This window comes from Pseudomonas sp. HMWF006, from assembly GCF_003061205.1.
GTDB classification, from domain to species: domain Bacteria; phylum Pseudomonadota; class Gammaproteobacteria; order Pseudomonadales; family Pseudomonadaceae; genus Aquipseudomonas; species Aquipseudomonas monsensis.
Genome location: NZ_QAIU01000374.1, coordinates 6,779 through 8,847, shown reverse-complemented (window position 1 = coordinate 8,847; position 2,069 = coordinate 6,779). Strand labels below are relative to the sequence as shown.

Below are 2,069 nucleotides of genomic sequence, written 5' to 3'. Positions count from 1 at the left end.
TTGCAGGCTGGAGGATTCACCGCAGGCGGTGAGCCCTCCGGCGAGGGCGATGACGAAAGCGAGTCGGGTTTTGCGCATTACTGATCTTCCCTATGAATGCATTCCTAATCATAGAGGAGCTGACGCGCCCGATGGTTCAACCGCTTAGCCACGGGCCTCTTTGAACAGCACGGCGATGCCCGGGTGATAGTTGCCGGCTTCGCTGCGCAGTTTTCGGTAGGCGTAAGGGAAGTACCAGGCCACTGCGCAGGTGTGTTCCTTTTGCAGATCGTCGACCATATCCTGCAATTCTTCAGGGCTGGCGCTGTGCTGGGCCTTTTGCGGGGCGACGAACAGGCAGCCAAGCCGCAGATCACTGGCGTAGCTGATGCGTTTGGCGTCGCTGGTGATGTCCTGCAGGGCCTGGGTCAGGTTGAGGTTGTTGACTCGGGGCCAGCGCTGCGTGGCCTGAATGAAGGCGCGGTCGTCAGTCCCGGCGATAAACAGATCGGCGCGGGCGTTGCGCTCGCCATCCTCGTTCTGTTTGCGGGTGGGCGTCTGGCTGAGGGTCACCAGTTCGGCCATCCAGGCTGCCGCCGAGAGCAATCCGAGATTGGCGTTCTCGTCATGCCAGTAAGGCGTGTCGCTGTCGCCGCGCACGGCGTTGTAACGGTCGATACAGTCAAACCAGCGTTCAAGCACCGGGCGCAGGAATTCCAGGCGCGGGTTGCTGATGATCATGCCTTGCATCGTCATCATCCTTATTGTTGTGATGGGCTTTTCCGGGAAAAGCATGGCTCTTTGATATCACTTGTATCAGTGTGGCACAAGATTGGCGTCAGATAATTGATCGACGGCAGTTATTCGACCGATGTCCCCCTCTTTAATTGACGCTCCACCCCCAACCCTCTAACCTTCGCGGCTTGTTTCAGGTGCTCTGTGACACCCCGTCGACAGAGTGAAACAGGGAAGCCGGTGAGGGTTGTCTTCGCGCGAAGAGCCACCACAATCCCGGCGCTGCCCCCGCAACGGTAAATGAGTAAAAGCTGCGCCTTGAGCCACTGCCTCGACAGAAGCGGGAAGGCGCGCAGCCAGGCGCATCGCCGCTCATGAGCCCGGAGACCGGCCTGATCCATCCAGCGGCATCACGGTGGGCGATGCCAGGCTTTTTGCCGTCTATTCTTGTGCCTGCCCGCCGTTATTCAGCCTCAACGGAGAGCTCCCCATGACTGATTCCCCCGAGCGTGATGAACGCCATCTGGCGCGCATGCAGCGCAAAAAAGCCGTGATCGACGAGCGCATCGCCAACTCGCCCGATGAGTGCGGTCTGGTGCTGGTGCTGACCGGCAACGGCAAAGGCAAAAGCAGTTCGGCGTTCGGCATGCTTGCCCGCGCGATGGGCCACGGCATGCAGTGCGGCGTGGTGCAGTTCATCAAGGGCCGTAACAGCACCGGCGAAGAGCTGTTTTTCCGCCGCTTCCCGGAGCAAGTGCGCTTTCATGTGATGGGCGAGGGCTTCACCTGGGAAACCCAGGATCGTCAGCGCGATATCGCCGCCGCCGAAGCGGCGTGGGAAGTGTCCCGCGAGCTGTTGCGCGATCCGTCGATCGGCCTGGTGGTGCTGGATGAATTGAACATCGCCCTCAAGCACGGCTACCTCGACCTCGATCGGGTACTCAGCGACTTGCAGGCGCGTCCGCCGATGCAGCACGTGGTCGTCACCGGTCGCGCAGCCAAGCCGGAAATGATCGAGATGGGTGACACCGTCACCGAAATGGGCATGCTCAAACATGCCTTCCAGGCCGGCATCAAAGCGCAGAAAGGCGTCGAACTTTGAATCAGCCACGTCACTGCCCGGCGGTGTTGATCGCCGCGCCGGCCTCCGGTCAGGGCAAGACTACCGTCACCGCTGCGCTGGCGCGCTTGCATCGCAATCAGGGGCGCAAGGTCCGCGTCTTCAAGTGCGGCCCGGATTTTCTCGATCCGATGATTCTCGAGCGCGCCAGCGGTGCGCCGGTGTATCAACTGGACATGTGGATGGTCGGCGAGCAGGACAGTCGGCGTTTGCTGTGGGAAGCGGCCGCCGAGGC

2 protein-coding genes, 1 pseudogene and 1 riboswitch are annotated in these 2,069 nt (G+C 61.1%); of the genes and pseudogenes, 2 read left to right on the top strand and 1 reads right to left on the bottom strand.

The genetic code is table 11. The annotated features are described in order from the left end of the window. Positions 1-144 precede the first annotated feature (144 nt). Positions 145-729, bottom strand: a complete 585-nt coding sequence (locus DBR24_RS15260; protein ID WP_123465899.1) for a hypothetical protein — start codon at positions 727-729, stop codon at positions 145-147. A 163-nt stretch (positions 730-892) separates the two neighbouring features. Beyond that, positions 893-1,125, top strand: a riboswitch (cobalamin riboswitch). 79 nt (positions 1,126-1,204) lie between these two features. Between DBR24_RS15260 and cobO the strand changes: the two genes are divergently transcribed. Both cobO and DBR24_RS32265 read left to right on the top strand, forming a co-directional pair. Continuing rightward, positions 1,205-1,816 (top strand): cob(I)yrinic acid a,c-diamide adenosyltransferase, encoded by a 612-nt coding sequence (gene cobO, locus DBR24_RS15255; RefSeq protein ID WP_123465901.1) that lies wholly within the window; start codon positions 1,205-1,207, stop codon positions 1,814-1,816. Beyond that, positions 1,813-2,069, top strand: a pseudogene (locus DBR24_RS32265) (cobyrinate a,c-diamide synthase); the annotation flags it as partial. The gene cobO and the pseudogene DBR24_RS32265, both read left to right, overlap by 4 nt.